At 72.9% G+C, this 17,632-nt stretch carries 13 protein-coding genes; 9 read left to right on the forward strand and 4 right to left on the reverse strand.

Going from position 1 to position 17,632, the window contains the following annotated elements:
• Window positions 1-223 precede the first annotated feature (223 nt).
• A complete protein-coding gene (locus ACZ5VQ_RS23065) occupies window positions 224-1,387 on the reverse strand; it encodes a sensor histidine kinase (protein ID WP_469106505.1) in 1,164 nt (387 codons plus the stop codon).
• Between the two features lie 235 nt (window positions 1,388-1,622).
• On the opposite strand from ACZ5VQ_RS23065, the gene ACZ5VQ_RS23070 reads away from it, so the two are divergent.
• Window positions 1,623-2,504, forward strand: coding sequence for an AfsR/SARP family transcriptional regulator (locus ACZ5VQ_RS23070; RefSeq protein ID WP_469106680.1), 882 nt, complete (start codon window positions 1,623-1,625; stop codon window positions 2,502-2,504).
• A complete protein-coding gene (locus ACZ5VQ_RS23075; protein ID WP_469106506.1) occupies window positions 2,501-3,352 on the forward strand; it encodes a thioesterase II family protein in 852 nt (283 codons plus the stop codon). The genes ACZ5VQ_RS23070 and ACZ5VQ_RS23075 overlap by 4 nt, the downstream gene beginning before the upstream one ends.
• On the opposite strand, the gene ACZ5VQ_RS23080 is transcribed toward ACZ5VQ_RS23075, so the two are convergent.
• Complete coding sequence (locus ACZ5VQ_RS23080; RefSeq protein ID WP_469106507.1) at window positions 3,334-4,077, reverse strand: MFS transporter; 744 nt, start codon at window positions 4,075-4,077, stop codon at window positions 3,334-3,336. The two genes, ACZ5VQ_RS23075 and ACZ5VQ_RS23080, sit on opposite strands and share 19 nt — an antisense overlap.
• Window positions 4,064-5,299: an FAD-dependent oxidoreductase gene (locus ACZ5VQ_RS23085; protein ID WP_469106508.1), complete on the reverse strand. Its 1,236-nt coding sequence runs from the start codon at window positions 5,297-5,299 to the stop codon at window positions 4,064-4,066. Before ACZ5VQ_RS23085 ends, ACZ5VQ_RS23080 begins: the two co-directional genes overlap by 14 nt.
• 156 nt (window positions 5,300-5,455) lie before the next feature.
• Here ACZ5VQ_RS23085 and ACZ5VQ_RS23090 point away from each other — a divergent pair, with 156 nt between their 5' ends.
• The 7 genes from ACZ5VQ_RS23090 (at window position 5,456) to ACZ5VQ_RS23120 (ending at window position 16,460) form a co-directional block, all read left to right on the forward strand.
• The gene (locus tag ACZ5VQ_RS23090; RefSeq protein WP_469106509.1) at window positions 5,456-7,372 is read left to right on the forward strand and encodes a fatty acyl-AMP ligase; all 1,917 of its coding nucleotides are present in this window, start codon (window positions 5,456-5,458) and stop codon (window positions 7,370-7,372) included.
• Window positions 7,369-9,114, forward strand: coding sequence for an acyl-CoA dehydrogenase family protein (locus ACZ5VQ_RS23095; RefSeq protein ID WP_469106510.1), 1,746 nt, complete (start codon window positions 7,369-7,371; stop codon window positions 9,112-9,114). Before ACZ5VQ_RS23090 ends, ACZ5VQ_RS23095 begins: the two co-directional genes overlap by 4 nt.
• Window positions 9,115-10,794 carry an acyl-CoA dehydrogenase family protein gene (locus tag ACZ5VQ_RS23100; RefSeq protein ID WP_469106511.1) on the forward strand — a complete coding sequence of 560 codons (1,680 nt, stop codon included), beginning with the start codon at window positions 9,115-9,117 and terminating at the stop codon, window positions 10,792-10,794.
• A gap of 115 nt (window positions 10,795-10,909) precedes the next feature.
• On the forward strand, window positions 10,910-11,176 hold the full coding sequence (locus ACZ5VQ_RS23105) for an acyl carrier protein (protein WP_362077789.1): 267 nt from the start codon (window positions 10,910-10,912) through the stop codon (window positions 11,174-11,176).
• Window positions 11,173-14,259, forward strand: a complete 3,087-nt coding sequence (locus ACZ5VQ_RS23110) for a type I polyketide synthase (protein ID WP_469106512.1) — start codon at window positions 11,173-11,175, stop codon at window positions 14,257-14,259. Before ACZ5VQ_RS23105 ends, ACZ5VQ_RS23110 begins: the two co-directional genes overlap by 4 nt.
• Window positions 14,260-14,327: 68 nt before the next feature.
• A complete protein-coding gene (locus ACZ5VQ_RS23115) occupies window positions 14,328-15,326 on the forward strand; it encodes a 3-oxoacyl-ACP synthase III family protein (protein WP_469106513.1) in 999 nt (332 codons plus the stop codon).
• A gap of 24 nt (window positions 15,327-15,350) precedes the next feature.
• Window positions 15,351-16,460, forward strand: coding sequence for an alpha/beta fold hydrolase (locus ACZ5VQ_RS23120; RefSeq protein ID WP_469106514.1), 1,110 nt, complete (start codon window positions 15,351-15,353; stop codon window positions 16,458-16,460).
• Here ACZ5VQ_RS23120 and ACZ5VQ_RS23125 read toward each other — a convergent pair.
• The gene (locus tag ACZ5VQ_RS23125) at window positions 16,369-17,226 is read right to left on the reverse strand and encodes an AfsR/SARP family transcriptional regulator (RefSeq protein WP_469106515.1); all 858 of its coding nucleotides are present in this window, start codon (window positions 17,224-17,226) and stop codon (window positions 16,369-16,371) included. The genes ACZ5VQ_RS23120 and ACZ5VQ_RS23125 overlap by 92 nt on opposite strands.
• Window positions 17,227-17,632: the final 406 nt, after the last annotated feature.

The raw sequence follows: 17,632 nt of genomic DNA on the forward strand, positions 1-17,632 counted from the left end.
TCGCGCAGTTCCCCGCGCCCCTGGGTGAGTGAGGGCTGAGGTTGGGGACCGGGTGCCGGTTCGTTTGGGCTGAGCGCGCAGTTCCCCGCGCCCCTGAAAAGCAGCGGCCGCAGCCCTCGCCGGTAAGGGCGTCCCGCACCCGTGGGGGGCGAAGAACAGGGGCGCAGCCCCGTTCTTTCAGGGGCGCGGGGAACTGCGCGACCAGCCCCCACCGGCCCTCAGGTCACACACCACCGCAAGGCGCCTCGGCGACCACCCGATACCAGCCCCTCTCATCCGTACCGGCGGTCAACCTCCCCCCGACGGCCTCCATCCGCTCCGCCAGGTTGTCGAGCCCTCCCCGAGGCCCGTCACCGCACCCGCGAAGCGCCCCCGCATCGGCCCGCACCCCGTCGTTGGACAGAGTGAGCCGCACGAACGCCCCCTCGACATCCCGGATCTCGATCCGGCACTCCGTCGCCTTGCTGTGCCGGACGAGATTGGTGACCCCTTCCCGCAGAACGGTCGCGAGGACGGTCCCGACCGGGCCGTCGCACCCGCAGCGCACATCGAGGCCCGCCCTGATCCCCGCCGCGGCGAGCAACGAGCGCGCGGACTCGGCCTCGACGGCCAGGGACAGCTCCCGGTAGCCGCGCGCCACGGCGCGTACGTCGGCGAGCGCCTCGCGGGCGACGCCGACCATCCCGTCGAGCTCCTCACGGGTGCGCTCGGGTTGCGACAGCACCAGCCGTCGGGCGAGATCACCCTTGAGGGTGATGGCGGAGAGGCTGTAGCCGAGCAGGTCGTGCAGATCGCGCGCGTACCGCCGGCGCTCCTGCTCGACGGCCCGCCAGGCGAGTGTCTCGCGCTCGTGATGGGCGGTGGTCACGAGTTCCACGAACCGGGCCGCGCCGAGGAGGACGAGTGCCGTGCCCCCGGTGACGGCTCCCACGTACAGCCCGTCCGCCCAGTCCGCGCCCTCCGCGCGCGCCGCGGCGCAGGTCGCGGCGACCGCGAGCACGGCGAGCGAACGGCCGCCGGGACCGGGGAAGTTGACCAGGAGCGCGCCAGCGAAGTACCCGGCTGTGCCGGGCCAGACGGCCACGGGTGTCAGAGCGGGCAGGAAGCCCAGTAAGCCCTGTGCCGCGATCGTCAGGGCACGCCAACGCTCCCGCACCCGGCCCGTCACCAGATGCAGGACGTACGTCCCCAGCAGGGCTCCCACGGCTGCCGCCGCCGTGCCCCGCCCGGGGTGTGTCGTGGCGATCGCGGCCGCGCCCAGCGGAACGAATCCCGCCGTGATCGCGAACGCGGTCCTGAACGCATGCCGAGTGACCGGCACACCGGCGGTCCTGCCGTCGAACTCCCCCACCCATGTGCTGGTCAGCTGCTCAGCCGCACCGGACATCGACTCCCCCTCAGAGTCCCCCAGAGCGCCCTCTGTGCTGATGCGGGGATGCTAAGGGCAAGGGCCTGGTCACGGACAGTGGGCCTCGAAGGGGGCGCATTCGCCGGGGCGTGCCGGAAGTGCCGCGTATGAGGGATTCATGCTGTTTTCGTGGGCACGTCACTGGCGACCGCTGCGCGCCGACTGCCAAGGTCTGGGAGGCAGTTGAACGCCGCACTCTCCGGGGGGACGAGTGATCGAGATCGCCGTGCTCGGACCGCTGGACGCACGGGTGGGGCCGGCGTCAGTGGTGCCGACCGCACCGAAGCCACGGCAGGTCCTGGCCCTGCTGGCCCTCAACCGCGGTAATCCGGTGGGGGTTTCGGCCCTGGTCGACGAGTTGTGGGGAGACCGCCCGCCACGCTCGGCCGAGGCCACGCTGCACACGTACGTGAAGCAGCTGCGCCGGATGATCGGCTCGGCGCTCGGTCCCGATCACGTGCTCGGTCCGAAGGACGTGCTGCGTCGGGTGCCCGTCGGCTACCGCCTGGACGCCCCGCCGGACGCCATGGACGTCTCCCGTTTCGAACGGCTCGCCTCGGCCGGACGTGCCGCGCTGGAGGCGGGCGCCGACGCCGAGGGTTCGGAGCTCCTGGTGGGCGCGCTGCGGCTGTGGCGGGGGCCCGCACTGGCCGATGTCTCGCCGGGACCCGTACTGCGTGCGGAGGTTCTGCGGCTGGAGGAGCTTCGTCTGACCGCCCTGGAGGAGCGCTTCGGCGCGGAGCTCCGGCTGGGCCGCCACCGCGCGCTCCTCGGTGAACTCACCGCCCTGGCCTCCCGCTACCCCCTGCACGAGAGCCTCCACGCGCAGTTGATGCTCGCCCTGCACCGCAGCGGCCGCTCCTGGCAGTCGCTGGAACTGTTCCGGGGCCTGCGCCGCGTCCTGTCGGACGAGCTGGGGCTCGAACCATCCGTACGCGTACGGCAGTTGCACGAGGCGATCCTGCGGGGCGACACGTCCCTGGACGCCATCCGCGACCACTCTGATGGGGGGTGGAGCGGCGCCGCGCAGGGGCACCCCGACCGGGCATCGGGGTGGCGCGGCGCCGCGACGGGGGCCCATGTGGTGATGCCATGACGACGACGGAGTACCTGGCACGGGCACCGCAACCTCACACACCGGTACGGCTGTTGTGCTTCCCGTTCGCGGGCGGCGGGGCCTCGACGTACGCCCACTGGCAGCGCGAGCTCGACGCGCGGGGCGCCTCCGTGGACGTCCTGCCGGTACGGCTGCCGGGCCGCGAGGGACGGTCCGGCGAGCCCCGCTTCACCGAACTCACCCCGCTTGTGGAGGAGTTGGACGAGGAACTCGACGAGGTGCTGGCCTCACCCCATCTCGTGTACGGGCACAGCATGGGCGCCCTCATCGCGTACGCCTTGATCCGGCGGCGTCAGGAGCGGGGGGCACCCCTTCCGCGCGCGGCCCTCCTCGCCGCGTACCGTGCCCCGCATCTGCCGCCGCCGCGCATGGACTCCGACGCAAGCTCTGGTGCCAGCTCCGACGGCGGCTCTGGTGCGGAATCCGACTCCGGCTCCGGCTCTGGTGCCGAATCCGACACCGAATCCGACCTGGCCCGTGCGCTGGTCGCACTCGGCGGGCTGCCCGAGGCCCTCCTCGGGCACCCGGAGTGGCTGCGGGCGCTGCTGCCCGTGGTGCGGGACGACCTGGCGCTGTGCGCGACCGCGGGCCAGGCCGGCGGGCCCGTCCACGTACCGCTCCACCTGTTCGCCGGGGCGGACGACTCCCTCGTACGGGTGCCCGAGGTGACCGCCTGGCGCCGGTACGCGGCGCGCGGCTGCGAGGTGCGGGTCCTGCCGGGCGGCCACTTCTTCCTGCGGACGCACGAGGGGCGGCTGCTGGACGAGGTGGCACCCCTGGTGCGCCGCTACGGCGGCCGGCGAACGGTTCACGCGGCGGCGTCCTGAGCACCGTCTCCCTGGCCGACGACGCCCACACCGTCACCGTCACCGCCACCGCCACCATCGCCGGAACCGGAACCGGAACCCACACCCGCACCCGCACCCGCACCCGCACCCGCACCAACTGCCTTGTCCCGAAGCCAGGTCGACCGCAACAGCCGTACCAGCGGAATACCGGCGGTCGCCGTCAGCGGCACGTTCGCCCACAGCGCCCACCTCCAGTCGGCGCCGACGACCGTACCCACGGCGAGGCCCGTACCGAGACCGGCGACGACCACGGCGCTCCACACGAGGAGGAGCCGATCCGGGCGGCGCCCGACGAGAGCGGGGGCGAGGGCGAGCGCGGTGGCCGTGAGCGCCGCAGCGCCCGCCCCCTGGACCGCCCGGAAGGCGAGGAAGGCCCCCGCGCCGGACACCAGTGTCAACGCCACCGACGACTGGACGAAGAGCCACAGCCCGAGGATGAGCACCGGAAGCGGCCGGGTGCGCCGGATCAGCAGGCGCAGCGGCAGGAGCAGGAGGCCCAGCGCGAGGACGTACACGAGTACCGCCCACGGCAGCCAGCTCGCGCGCAGCCCGTTCGCCTCGCGCAGTGCGGGGCCCATGGCGGCCACCACGGAGGCCCCGGCGGCGACGAGGAACTGGCTCAACGCGCAGGCCGCGTACAGCACCCGGCCCCCGCCACCGAATCCGACCCCGACTCCGGCCGACGGCCCCTCAGCGCGCCGCATCCTGCACCTTCGCGACCCGCTCCCCCGGTTCCTGGAGCTGGAAGTACGCCCCGGCCAGCACCCGGCGGGTGAGCAACTCGCTGCGGTTCACGGCCCGGTAGAGGGATCGCCGCCAGGCTCCGCCGACTCGGCCGTGCAGCGTGAAGAGGCGTTCCTGGCGGAGCTGGAGGGCCCGGGAGCGGGCAACGGACGCCTCGCGGGCGCGCTGGAACGCGTCGGTCGCGGTGTTCAGGGCCTCCGGCCCGCTGTCCAGGGCGTTCGCCACCAGCGGCGCCAGCATGACCGCGTCGATGATGGCGTGGTTGACGCCCTGCCCGAGGATCGGGGTCAGCGTGTGGGCGGCGTCTCCGACGAGGACGATGCCGGGCGCGGACCAGCGCGGCACGACCGTCGTGAAGATGTCGAGCATGGACGTGTCCGACCAGGACCGCACCTGCTCGCGCACCGCGCCGGACAGTTCGGGTGCGAGCGCGTCGAGCCGTTCGTACAGGCGTGGCAGCCCCTGCCCCCGCATCTCCTTGAGGCCGCCCTTGGGAATGTTGAAGCCGACCCGGACGCTGTCGGGCCGGGTCGGGATGAACAGCCCGTGCTGGTCTCCCCGGATGCGGACGCGATACGTACGGTCGTCCCAGTCTCCGTACGGGAACGGCAACTTGAGCCAGATGACGTCCCGCTCCAGCGGCATCGTCCGGTACGCGAGGCCGGACATCTCGCGCACCTTGCTGAACCGTCCGTCCGCCGCGACGGTCAGTGTCGCCCGGATCTCCCGGTCTCCCTCGGCGGTGCGCACCCGTACTCCCGTGACCGTGCCGTCGTCGTCGCGCAGCAGTCCGGTGGCGGTCGCGCCCTGGAGGAGGGTGAAGCCGGGGTGGGCCGCGCCGGTCTCGGCGAGCGCGGACAGCAGGGCGGGCTGCGGGAGTTCGACGGGGAAGGGATGCGGATAGCGGAAGCGCTCGAAGTCGGCGGCGAACACGGTGTGTCCTGAGTCCTGGATCCGCATGTGGTGCATCTGGACGTACTCGCCGTCGAGCCGGTCGAGCAGGCCGAGGCGGTCGAGCAGCCACACGGAGTCGGGCGAGACTGACTCGCCGCGGAAGGACCGGTTGAAGTGCCGGCTCGCCTCCACTACGACCACGGGCACGGAGCGCCGGGCGAGTTCCACGGCGAGCGTCAGCCCGGCGGGCCCACCGCCCACCACGCACACCTGCGTCGGTACGTGCATCAGCTGCCTCCTGGGAGTCCGTGCGGGTCGGCACCGGAGCCGTCTCGGTGAAGCCGTGTCGCTGAACTCCACCCTCCGCAACGGTTCTTGTAGCCCCCTTGCGCGAACGCCCCCGCCACAAGGCCGCGTTAAGGCCGTTCTCCCACGCTCCCTGGCATGACCACCGCATCCATCACCCCGCGGACTCCCGTGCGGGGCACGCCCCGGACGTTCACCGACGTCGTGCGGGAGCGCACGGACGCCCTCGCCGGACGCGACGCGTTCGTCTTCCTCCCGGACGACGGGCAGGGGTCGGTCCCCGAGCACCTGACGTACGCCGGTCTCGACCGGCGGGCCCGCGGCATCGCCTCGTGGCTGCGCGAGCACGGGGCCGTCGGGCGGCCGGTGCTGCTGCTCCACCCGCCGGGTACGGCGTTCGTCGCCGCCTTCGTGGGCTGTCTGTACGCGGGGTCGGTGGCGGTGCCCGCGCCGCTGCCGACCGACCAGGGGCAGCAACTCGCCCGGGTGGCAGGCATCTTGAGGGACTCGGGCGCGTCCGCGGTGCTCTCCACAGGCATGTACGTGCCGTTGCTGGAGGCCTGGCTGGCGTCGGTGGCCCTGCCGCAGGTGCGCTGCCTCGCCACCGACCGGGAGGACGTCGGTGACCCCTTGTCGTGGCGGGCGCCGGACACCTCCCCCGACGACCTGGCGTTCCTCCAGTACACGTCGGGCTCCACCAGTGAGCCCAAGGGCGTCATGGTCACCCACGCCAACCTGCTCGCCAACGAGGCGGCGATCGGCCGCTGGGCGGGCACCCACGAGGGCATGGTGGTCGGCGGCTGGCTGCCGCACTACCACGACCTGGGCCTCATCGGACATCTCCTCCACTCCCTCTATGTGGGCGGCCTGTCGGTGCAGATGTCACCGCTGTCGTTCCTCAAACGGCCGCGTCGGTGGCTGGAGATGATCGGCGACTACCGCGTCGAGGGCTCCGGCGCACCGGACTTCGCGTACGACCTGTGTCTGCGGCGGGTCACGGACGAGCAGTTGGCGCGGCTCGACCTGTCGAGCTGGCGGTGCGCGCCCAACGGCGCCGAGCCGGTGCGCGCCGACACCCTGCGCGCCTTCGTGGAGCGCTTCTCCCCCGCCGGACTGCGCCGCGAGGTCTTCGCACCCTGCTACGGCCTCGCCGAGACCACGCTCCTGGTCACGGGTGCGGACCCGGCCACCGAACCGACGATCCGCACGGTCGACGCGGCCGCCCTGGAACAGGGCGTCCTGGCCGTCGGCGAGGGGCGCACACTCGCGGGCAGCGGGAGCGCCCGCGACTGTGAGGTGCGGATCGTCGCCCCCGGCACGGGTGCGCCTCTCGCGGACGGCCTGGTCGGGGAGATCTGGGTGCGCGGGCCGAGCGTCACAGCGGGCTACTTCGGCAACGAGGCGGCCACGGCCGACTGCTTCGGCGCCGACGGCTGGCTGCGTACGGGCGACCTGGGCGTCCTGGACGAGGGCGAACTCTTCGTCACCGGGCGCCTCAAGGAGGTCATCGTTCTCGCGGGGCGGAACCTCTATCCGCACGACATCGAGCGGGCCGCCCAGTCGGCAGCCCCGCCGCTCACACGGGGAGCGGGAGCGGCCTTCGCGGTGCGGTCGGGTCGCGCCGCCGGAGCCGCCAGGGGTGCCACGGCCGCCGGTGAAGCCGCCTCCACCGGGGCCACCGATGTCGTCGCGTCCGCCGGCTCCGAGCGCGAGCATCTGGTCCTCATCCAGGAGGTACGGCTCGCCGCGGTCCGTGACGGGGATCTGCGGGCGGTGGCGACGGCCGCGCAGCACGCGATCGGGCGGCAGTTCGCCGTGCCCGCGGGGAACGTGGTCCTGGTCAAACCCGGCACCGTACGCCGCACCACCAGCGGCAAGGTCCGCCGCACCACCATGCGCGACCTGTTCCTCGACGGCTCGCTGACCCCGCTGTACGAGGTCCTGGAACCGGCCGTACGGGACCTCGTGGGCGACGCGCCGGACACGGCGGCCCTCGATGCGTCGGACACGGCGGCCCCCTCCGATGGCGCGCCGGACTCGGCGGTGTCCTCGTGAACGGCGAACACTCCCCGTACCGCCTCGCCGAGGAGCTGGAGCACACGCTCGGGGACCCGGCGGACGCCCGCACCCCGTTCTCGTACGCCTCCTGCCTGGACCTGGACGCCCGCGAGGAGTTCCCGGCGGGGATCTGCCGGCTCCTGGACGACTGGGGCCTGCCCGACTACTACGTGCCGGTACGCCACGGCGGACGGCTCCGCGACTACGAGCACGCGCTGCATCTCGTCCGAACGGTGGCGCGGCGCGATCTGACGGTCGCGGTCGCGCACGGGAAGACGTATCTGGGCGGGGTGTGCGTGTGGGTCGCGGGTGGCGAGGAACAGGCGGCGCGGCTCGGGAGCGACATCCGGGCGGGGGTCCCGGTATCGCTGGCACTCACCGAACGGGCCCACGGGAGCGACCTGTTGGCGGGGGAGGTCGAAGCCGTCGCGGAGGGCGAGGGATTCGTGCTGCGTGGCGAGAAATGGCTCATCAACAACGCGACCCGCGGCTCGGTCCTCTGCGTCCTCGCCCGTACCGCCACTGGGGGCGGCCCGCGCGGCTTCAGCGTGTTGCTCGTCGACAAGAGGACGCTGAAGCCGGGGAGTTGGCGTCCACTGCCGAAGATGCCGACGCACGGCATCCGGGGCGCGGACATCTCCGGGGTCGTCCTCGACGGGGCGTACGTGGACCGGGAGGCGCTGACAGGCCCGGAGGGCGGCGGCATCGAGACCGTCCTCAAGTCCCTTCAGTTGACCCGCACGATGTGCGCGTCACTGTCCCTCGGCGCCGCCGATCACGGACTGCGCATCGCCCTGGACTTCGCCCGCGAACGACGCCTGTACGGCCGCCGACTGGCCGAACTCCCGCAGGCACGCGCCCTGTTGGCGGGTGCCGTGACGGACGTCCTGACCCATGAGGCACTGGCCCTGGTCGCCTCCCGCATGGTGCACACCACGACCGGCGAGCTCTCCGTCGTCTCGGCCGTGACCAAGTACCTGCTGCCGACCGGCACGGAGGACGTGCTGACCGCCCTCGGAGAACTGCTGGGCGCTCGCGCCTTCCTGGTGTCGGGCCCCGGCACGAGCCCGTACGGCATGTTCCAGAAGGTCGAACGGGACCACCGCATCGTGGGCCTCTTCGACGGAAACACCCTCGTCAACCTCAACTCGCTGATCCTGCAGTTCCGTTCGCTCGTACGTCACTGGCGGCGCCGGACGCCGCCCTCGGAGGGGGTGCGCACGGCCTGCGATCTCGCGGCCCCGCTCCCCGACTTCGACCCGTCGGAACTGGAGTTGGCCGCCCGGCGCGGCGCGTCTCCGTTGGCCGCGCTCCCGGCGTGGACGGCCGCCCTGCGTGAACGAGCCGGCGAGGAGCCCGCATTGAAGGACGCGGCCGAGCCGGCCGAGCGCCTGCTGGCCGTGACCGATCGCGTGCACGAGGAGATGGCCGCCTACGCGGATGCGGTGACCGACGTCCCCGAGGAGGCCTTCGCCGTGGCTCGCCGGTACTGCCTGTGCTTCGCCGCGGCGGCGTGCCTGGGGCTGTGGGTGGAGTCGGGTTCCGGGGTGCCGGGCGGGGAGGGCGTCTGGCGGGACGCGCTGTGGCTGCGTGCCTCGCTGGAGCGACTGCTGGCGCGGCTGGGCGAACAGGCGTCGTCCGACGCGCAGGAGGAGTTGCTGGAGGAGGCGTTCGCACTGCACGGGCACGGGCGGCTGGTCTCGCTGCTGCGGCTCCAACTTCGGCGGGAGGCAACGTAGATGCCCTACACGACCCGCACCGCGGCCGACCGGGCGGCCGAACTCTCGCGTTCCCTCGGGGACTTCCGGGACCCGGCGAACCCGCTCGGTTCCGCTGCGCTCCTCGCCGCGGACGAGCGGGGCGTGCTCAGCGCTGACGGGGAGGCTCTGCTCGACCGGTTCGGGCTGGCCGCGGAGTACGTACCGGCGGAGCTCGGCGGACGACTCACCCACCTGGACGGACTGGTCCGGGTGATGCGCGAGGTGTTCCGGCGGGACGTCGGGCTCGGTCTGGGGCACGGCATCACGTCGTTCATGGCCGCCGTCAACGTCTGGACGGCGGGCTCGCCTGAGCAGCAACGGCACCTGGCCGACCTCCTGTTGGACGGCGGCCGGGCCTCGGTCGCGTACCACGAACTGGCCCACGGCAACGACTTCCTGCGCAACGAGTTCGCGGCCCGGCCGGCGACCGGCGGCTATCTGCTGGAGGGCGTGAAGCAGGTCATCAACAACGCCGACCGGGCCGGTGCGTGGGTGCTGTTCGCGCGTACCGGCGAAGGCCCGGGCAGCCGCAGCCACTCGGTGCTGCTCGCCGTCCCGGACGACATGCCCGCCGACCGTGTCCAACGGCTGGCCCGCTACCGCACCGCGGGCGTCCATGGCTGCCGGCTCACCGGACTCGCCTTCCACGGCTGCCCGTTGCCGGCATCGGCGCTCGTCGGCGCCGAGGGCAGGGGCGGCGAGGTGGCACTGCGCTCCTTCCAGGTGACACGCAGCGCGCTGCCGGGAATGGCGGTCGGCACGGTGGACACCTGCCTGCGTTCGGTACTTGGCTTCGCCCTGGACCGACGCCTGTACCGCCGCCGGGTGTTCGAACTCCCGCACACAGCAGGGGCGTTGACTGCGGCGTTCGCGGACCTGCTGCTGTGCGACAGCCTGTCGCTCGCCGCCGCCCGTACGGTCCAGCTGCGCCCCGAGCAGGCCAGCGTGACCGCCGCCGCCGTCAAGTACCTCGTGCCCCGCCTGCTGAGCCGCACGGTACGGGACCTCTCGGTGGTGCTGGGAGCCCGCTTCTACCTGCGCGAGGGCGAGCACGCGGTGTTCGGCAAACACCTACGGGACCTGCCGGTACTGAGCCTCGGACACGCCGGCCCCACGGCATGCCTGGCCACCTTGATCCCCCAACTACGGAGGCTGGCGACTGCGCCTCAACTGGAGCCCCTGGAAGCGCTGTTCACCCCGGCCGACGCCACAGCTCCGCCACCGGGCATCCCCTTCGACCGCCTCACGCTCTCAGCGACGGGCGACCCACTGACCGCGGCCCTGACACCGGAGGGCGCCCCCGCTCCCGTACGCCCTCTCCTGACCGATCTCGCCGCCGACCTGTCGGCCGTACGCGACCGGGCTCGCACCCTGCCTCCGGCCGACCGCACGCCACTCGCCTCCGCGGAGGCATTCGCCCTGGCCGCGCGATACGCGGAGCTGCTCGGCGCGGCAGCCGCCACAGGCGTGGCACGGTCCGCGCGGTCCGGCTTCCTGTCCGAACCACCCTGGCTCGGCGCCGCCCTGCACCGCACGGCGTGCCGCCTGGGCCTGCGGACGGGCCCGGTTCCGGACAGGTGGGCGAGACCCCTACGCCACGAACTCCTCTCGCGCCACGAGGAGTCACGCACCTTCGACCTGTACGACAGCGCCCTCTAGAGGCGCGGGGAACTGCGCCCTTTAGGGGCGCGGGGAACTGCGCGACCAGCCACATCGCACCCGCAGCCGAAGCACATCACCGAACCCCCCGCCAAAAAGAAAAGGACCAACGGTCATGCCCGTACCGACGGCGCACACCGAGCAGGCGCTGACCACCTGGATCACCACCCGGGTGGCCGAGTACCTCCGACGGCCCCCCACCGAGATCGACGCGACGACCCCGCTCGCCGAGTACGGGCTCGACTCCGTGGCCGCACTGAGCCTGTGCGGCGACGTCGAGGACCACTACGAGGTGACCATCGACCCTACGGCGGCGTGGGACTACCCGACCGTACGGGCGCTGGCCGGGCACCTGCTGACCGAGTTGGAGGGCCAGGGGTGAACGCGGTGGCCGTCACCGGCATCGACTGCCGTTTCCCGGGCGCCCAAGATCCCGGTGCCTTCTGGGAGTTGCTGATGCGCTCGGGCGACGGAACAGGCGCCGTACCACCTCCTCGCTGGGACCCGTCGCTCACGGGCGGCCCGACGGAGGGCGGCTTCCTCGCGGACGCGGACGCCTTCGACCACGAGTTCTTCAGGATTCCGCCCCGCGACGCGGCCGCGATGGATCCGCAGCAGCGGCTGATGCTCCAGTGCGCGTGGCGGGCAGTCGAGGACTCGGGGGTGGCGCCCGGGCGGCTCGCCGGATCGCCGACCGGGGTGTTCGTCGGGGTCATGGGCAGCGAATGGGCACAGCTCACGCTCACCGACCTGCCGCGCATCACGGCGCAGATCGGCTCGGGCAACGGCTACTGCATGATCGCGAACCGGATCTCCTACCACCTGGACCTGCGCGGCCCCTGCATGGCCGTCGACACGGCGTGCTCGTCCTCGCTGGTGGCGGTGCATCTCGCGGTGAACGCGCTGCTGGCCGAGGAGTGCGACCGGGCGATCGCGGGCGGGGTGAACCTCGCCCTGACTCCGGCGCTGGGCCTCTTCTACGAGAAGGCGGGCCTCGCCGCGCCGGACGGGCGCTGCAAGCCGTTCAGCGCGGGGGCGGACGGGATCGGGCGTGGCGAGGGCGTGGGCGCGGTGGTGCTGCGCCGCCTCGCGGACGCGCTCGCCGACGGCGATCCGGTGTACGCGGTGATCCGGGGGACCGCCGTGAACCAGGACGGCCGCAGCAACGGCATCACCGCACCCTCCCGCTGGTCCCAGCAGGAGGTCCTGGCAACAGCCTGCCGCCGGGCGGGCGCCGACCCGCACGAGGTGTCCTTCCTGGAGGCCCACGGCACCGGTACGGCCCTGGGCGACATGATCGAGACGAGGGCGCTGGGCCACCTGCACGCCGACCGGCCCCGCCCGCGCCCGCTCTCCCTCGGCTCGGTCAAGGGCAACCTCGGCCACACGGAGGGCGCCGCCGGCATCGCGGGCCTCATCAAGACGTGCCTGTCCCTCCACCACCGCACGGTCCCGGTGAGCCGGTACGCGGCCCGTGAGAACCCTCAACTGCGGCTCGCGGAGCAGGGGTTGCGGCTCCTGAAGGCTCCCCTGCGGTTGCCCTCCGGAGAGCCGGTGCTGGCGGGTCTGAGCAGCTTCGGAATGGGTGGTACGAACGCGCACGCGGTACTGGAGTCGGCGCCCGGGCGGAGTGCGCCCGGGGCGGGACGGGGCCCAGGAGTGGGACGAGGCCCGGGAGTGGGGCAGGGGCCAGGGGTGGGGCAGGGCCCGGGGGTGGGGCAGGGTTCCACCGGCCTCGGCGCCGAGGTGTTCGTCGTCACCGCACCCGGTGAAGAGGCACTCCGCCGCAATCTGCTGACGCAGGCCGACACCATCGGCCTGCGACGTACCCCGCTCGGGCCGCTGTGCCGGGCGTCGCAGCGGGTGAAGACGGGGCACAGCCACCGGAGTGCGGTGGTGGCCGGGGACAGCACCGAGTTGGCGGTACGACTACGAGAGGCGGCCGAGGCTGTGGAGCCGCTCGGCTCGACCGGCTCGACCGGCTCGACCGGCACCGCCAACCCCTCCCCCGAACTCCCCCTCATCGCCTGGCTGTTCACCGGCCAAGGCGCCCAGTACCCGGGCATGGGAGCCCGCCTCTACCGCGAGTCCGCCCTGTTCCGACGGCACCTCGACGCCGTCGACTCCGCGCTCCTCCCGCACACCGGCCGCTCCATCCGCGACCTGCTCCTCACCGGCGACCCGGCGGCGCACAGGACCGGTTGGGCCCAGCCCGCCCTGTTCGCGGTCGGTCACGCGCTCGGCGCCACGCTCGCCGAAGTCGGTGTACACCCCGCCCTGCTGCTCGGCCACAGCGTGGGCGAGTTCGCGGCAGCCGTGCACGCCGGTGCGCTGCCCCTGGAGGACGCGGCGCGACTGATCGCCGTACGGGGCGCCCTGATGGAGCAACTCCCCGACGGTGGAGGCATGCTGGCGGTGCACGCCTCCGCGGACCGACTGCGCGACCTGGTCGAGCGCGAGCCACTGGTCGGTTTCGCCGCGCTCAACGGCCCCCGCTCGACGGTGATTTCGGGCGACCTGGCCGCACTGAACCGCATCGCGGAGTCACGCGAGCTGGACGGCGTACGACTCCGCCGCCTTGAGGTCTCGCACGCCTTCCACTCCCCGCTGATGCGCCCGGCACTCGAAGCGTTCCGCCGGGTGGCCGAGCAAGTCGCGAGCGGGACACCCCGGTTGCCGTTCTACTCGACACTGCGAGGCAAACGCCTGGAGTCCGAGCAACTGGACGCCTCGTACTGGACCGAACACATCGAGGCCCCGGTACTGTTCGCCGACGCCGCGGCCCAGCTCCTGGACGAACGGCCGACGCATCTCCTGGAACTCGGCCCCCGCCCGGTCCTCACCGCCCTCGCCCGCCGCCTCGACGACAGGTCCGCCGACCGGCCCGCCGGTCCGGTCGCCCTGCACCCGCTCCCCGACTCCGACGCGGGCGGCCGTGCCCTCGCCGAAACCGTGGCCGCGCTCTACCGGGCAGGCATCGACATCGACTGGACGGCGGCGGCCCATCCCGGCCGGGACCGCACCCCGGCACGCCTGGTCCCGTACGCCTTCGCCACGGACAGCCGCTTCTGGCACACGGGAGGGCCGACACGTACGGAGACGCCGGGCGCCCCCGTCGCCGTACGGGAGAAGCCGCAGGCACCGGAGGCGGACCCGGCGTCCACAGAAGCCGCGCCGGCGACCGCGACCCCACCCCAGGGCCCCGGGACTCCGCCCCAGGACCCCGTAGCCACCGCGGTGTACGAAACCGTCGCCGCCCTCGGCGGCTACGACCCCACCGCCCTCACGCACGGCTCCCGCTTCCACGACGACCTCGGTCTCGACTCCGTCGCCCTGGTCGAGCTCAAGGAGCGCCTGACCGAGCGCCTGCCCGCGGTGGGCGCGCTCCCGGTCCAGGACCTGCTCCCCCGGCTCACCTCCCTCGGCGAGCTCATCGGCTACCTGCGGCAGGAGACGTCCTCATGACCAGTCCAAGTCCCGGCGCTTCCATCCCTTCCGCCCATTCCATCCCTTCCATCCCTTCCGTCCACGTCATGTCCGCCGGATCGGCGCTGCCCGGTGAGCCCGTCGACAACACCGCGCTCGCCGCCGCCCTGGGGGTGAGCGAGGAGTGGATCGACGTCTTCATCGGCACCCGCACCCGGCACTTCGCCCGCGATCTGACGAGCGGCGACATCCGCTGGACCCTGGCGGACCTGTGCGCCGACGCGGCGGCGAACGCACTGGAGAACGCCGGAACGGACCCGGCGGAGGTGGAGTTCCTGGTCCTGGGCACCGCGACGCCGGACCATCTGATGCCGGCCACGGTCAACCAGGTTGCCGACCAGCTCGGCCTCGACCAACTGCCCACCTACCAGCTGCAGTCGGGCTGCGCGGGCGCGATCCAGGCGCTGTCCGTCGCCCGGCACCTCATAGGCGGCGGTGAGTTCACGACCGGTCTGGCGATCGGCGGCGACGTCTGCACCAAGCATCTGGACCTGCGTCGCGACCTCTCGGAGGCGGCTCCGGGGGACCTGGTGAACTGCGTGCTGTTCGGCGACGGCGCGGGGGCCGCCGTCCTCAGTTCGCGGCCGGGCGACAGGGCCGTGGCGCTGCGCCGGGTCCTCAACCGCTGTACGGGTCTGGGGCGTGAGCCGGGCCAGATCATCGACTGGTTCGGCCTCGCCGACCGCGACGAACCGCGTCAGGCGCTCATCGAGGACTACAAGGCCATCGAGGAGTCCGTACCGACGATGGCCGTGGAGATCCTCTGGGAGCTGCTCGACAGCCTGGGCTGGGCGGCCGGGGACCTCGACTTCCTGCTGCCCCCGCAGCTGTCCGGACGCATGACCCGCCTGATCACCGAACAACTGGGCGTGCCCGAGGCCCGCGAGATCTCCTGCGTCGCCGACACCGGCAACAACGGCAACGCCCTGCCGTTCCTCCAACTGGAACGCCTGCTACTGGAAATGACGAGCGGTCAGAAGGCCCTGGCCGTGGCCGTCGAGTCGAGCAAGTGGATCAAAGCGGGCTTCGCGCTGGAACACCTCTGAAACCTCTCGCCGGAAGGACATCGCATGCCCGACCGCCACCCCACCGACCACGTCGCGCCTGTCGACCACTTCGACCGGCCGCGCGAACAGCAGGGTGTTCGCCGGGCGCCGCTCGACCACCTGAGCGAACTGAAGGAGTTCGCCCGCCTCCACGCCCGCAATCAGGGCATGGGCGCCCGCGAAACGGCCCACATCCTCGCCCGTATCAGCACCGACGCCCCCGACGCGGCCGACTCCTGGACCCGCGTCTGGCTGCTGCGCGGCGACGAACTGGCGGACCGTGGGCGCCTGTTGGCGGCCTGCCGCCACTACACCTTGGCCCGTTTCCCCTACCCGTACGACGATCCCCGACGCCACGCACAGCAGACGGCCGTCTCCACCTTCGACACCTGGCGGCGGACGCACGGCGGCATCGAGCGCCTCGAACTCCCGTACCCGGACGGCACGTTGCACGCATGGGCGGCGGGCCTGGACACGCACCGCCGCTCCCACCGTCCGCTTCTCCTCATGATGGGCGGCATTGTCAGCGTCAAGGAGCAGTGGGCCCCGCTGCTGCCGCGGCTCACCAAGCTCGGTTACGCGGCCGTGGTCGCCGAACTCCCGGGCGTGGGCGAGAACACCCAGCGCTACACGCCCGACTCCTGGCGGCTGATCCCCTGGCTCCTGGATCACCTGTCCCCCAGGACACGCACCGATGCCGCCACCCTCCTCTTCCTCAGCTTCGGCGGGCACATGGCTCTGCGGGCCGCCGCCGAGGACCCGCGCGTCCGCCGGGTCCTGACGGTCGGCCCGCCGGTCGCCGGTTTCTTCACCGACGCGACGTGGTGGGAGCGGGTCCCGGGCATCACCAGGGACACCCTGCGACGGCTGACCGGCGCCCGGGACGAGTCCGAACTCCGTTCACAGCTCCAGGAGTTCGCCCTCACCGAGGATCAACTGCGCGCGATCGGCGCGGCGGTCCGCTGTGTGACGAGCACTCGGGACGAGATCATCCCGCCCCGCGACGCGGACCTCATGCGAACCGCCGTGCCCGACGTACGCGTCAAGGTGATCGACGATGTGCACGGCTCGCCCGGACATCCGGGAGCGGTCCGCCGCTGGCTCGCCTGGAACCTGCGCGGAGCCGGCCGCTAGGGGCGGCGGCACCGGCGGCGGTGACCGGCTCGGACGCGTGCGCGCTCAGCACACGTGCGTGCAGCCGCATCAGCGCCGGCCCGGGTGTGACGCCCAACTCGTCGTGCAGCGACCGATGTACGGCACGGTAGGCGCGCAGCGCGTCCGTGGTCCGGCCCGCCCGGCGCAGCGCCTCCATCAACTGGCAGTGCAGCTGCTCGCGCAGCGGATGGGCGCGGGCCAGCTCCATCAGCTCGCCCGTCACCTCGTGATGGCGGCCGAGCCGCAGGTCCGCCTCGATCCGCAACTCCAGTGCTTCGAAGCGCAGTTCGTCGAGCCGTACGGCCGCCGCCGTCAGCACCTCACCCTGCGGGACGCCGGACAGCGCGGGCCCGCGCCACAGGGCGAGGGCTTCCGTCAACGCCCCTGAGGCAGCCGCGAAGTCGCAGGCCCCGAAGGCGGCCCGGCCGCGCGAGAGCAGCTCCTCGAACCGGCGCAGATCCAGTTCGCCGGACTCGACCCGGAGCAGATATCCGGGCGGCCGGGTCTCCAACGGGCCCCGGCCGTGGCCCCCTTGAGTGAGGGCCTTGCGCAGATGGGACACGTACACCTGCAAGGTCGTCGCGGCGGTGCGGGGCGGCCCGTCCGGCCACAGTTCGTCGAAGAGGGCACCGGCGGGCACGACGGCTCCGGCACGCACCAGCAGGGTCGCGAGCACCGCCCTCTGTTTGGGCGCGGACGGTGTGCGGGGTTCGAGGCAGACAGGACCCAGTACTCGGAAGCGCATGGCAACTCCTCAGCCGTTCCTGAGCGAAGCCTCCACCGACGCCGGGTAGCCCGCCGGGAGATCCACTGGAGCCCCGCGGGAGAACCACGGGAACGCCGTGCCTGTGAGGGCTCCGGCGGCCTCTCCGGCGCGCCCGAGGCCAGCGGCCCGGCGCGCGCCCGACGGCAGCGGTTCGGCCCAGGGCGGTGATCCTGAACCGCCAGTTGCCAACGCCCGCCCGGTCGTGCCCAAGCACGGGCGCCGTACGAGCCGCACAAGCCGTGCCCCGCACGCCCGCCAGAGTCCGCCCCGGCGCCCCAACCGCCGCCTGCCAAGCGCGCCGACCGCCCCAGCCCTCCCCACAAGGCCTCCGAGCCCTCCAAGGCCCGCGAGACGCCCCCGAAGAGGCCAGGCGCCGCCCATCTCG

This window comes from Streptomyces sp. NPDC033178, from assembly GCF_055577685.1.

Bases quoted from the DNA above. Each gene is read 5' to 3' on its own strand.
- ACZ5VQ_RS23065 (WP_469106505.1), bottom strand. From the start codon at position 1,387: ATGTCCGGTGCGGCTGAGCAGCTGACCAGCACATGGGTGGGGGAGTTC.
- ACZ5VQ_RS23075 (WP_469106506.1), top strand. From the start codon at position 2,501: ATGACGACGACGGAGTACCTGGCACGGGCACCGCAACCTCACACACCG.
- ACZ5VQ_RS23080 (WP_469106507.1), bottom strand. From the start codon at position 4,077: ATGCGGCGCGCTGAGGGGCCGTCGGCCGGAGTCGGGGTCGGATTCGGT.
- ACZ5VQ_RS23085 (WP_469106508.1), bottom strand. From the start codon at position 5,299: ATGCACGTACCGACGCAGGTGTGCGTGGTGGGCGGTGGGCCCGCCGGG.
- ACZ5VQ_RS23090 (WP_469106509.1), top strand. From the start codon at position 5,456: ATGACCACCGCATCCATCACCCCGCGGACTCCCGTGCGGGGCACGCCC.
- ACZ5VQ_RS23100 (WP_469106511.1), top strand. From the start codon at position 9,115: ATGCCCTACACGACCCGCACCGCGGCCGACCGGGCGGCCGAACTCTCG.
- ACZ5VQ_RS23105 (WP_362077789.1), top strand. From the start codon at position 10,910: ATGCCCGTACCGACGGCGCACACCGAGCAGGCGCTGACCACCTGGATC.
- ACZ5VQ_RS23115 (WP_469106513.1), top strand. From the start codon at position 14,328: ATGTCCGCCGGATCGGCGCTGCCCGGTGAGCCCGTCGACAACACCGCG.
- ACZ5VQ_RS23120 (WP_469106514.1), top strand. From the start codon at position 15,351: ATGCCCGACCGCCACCCCACCGACCACGTCGCGCCTGTCGACCACTTC.
- ACZ5VQ_RS23125 (WP_469106515.1), bottom strand. From the start codon at position 17,226: ATGCGCTTCCGAGTACTGGGTCCTGTCTGCCTCGAACCCCGCACACCG.